Below are 418 nucleotides of genomic sequence, written 5' to 3' on the forward strand. Positions count from 1 at the left end.
CTCTAAGAGCGTTTCATAATCGGAGAAATCATCCCCGACAAATCCCCCCATTGGAAACCATTCAAGGATATAGGAGAAAACAGTAATAAGAAAAACACCAACCACATAACCTGGTAAAGCATAACCAACGAAGATCAGAATGGAAAAGGTTGAATCAAATACAGAGCCGTGTTAGATCGCTTTAAAATAACCAAGAGGGATGGAGATGAAATAACTGATAAAAAAGGTCTTACCACCGTAAAACAGCGAAACAGGCAGACGCTCCGCGATCATCGTACCAACGGGTTCGTAATAACGTGTCGATTCGCCGAAATCTACAACCAATAATCGACTAAGCCACTCTGCGTACGCTTCAAAGACGGGTTTATCTAAGCCGTAAAATGCATTATGTTCGGCCATCTGCTCTTCAGAAAGGGCG

1 pseudogene is annotated in these 418 nt (G+C 42.8%); it reads right to left on the reverse strand.

The features are described from left to right. Positions 1 to 418 (reverse strand): annotated as a pseudogene (locus UF06_RS25110) (ABC transporter permease); the annotation flags it as partial.

The sequence above is a fragment of the Vibrio sp. S234-5 genome (assembly GCF_000960595.1).
Lineage (GTDB): Bacteria > Pseudomonadota > Gammaproteobacteria > Enterobacterales > Vibrionaceae > Vibrio.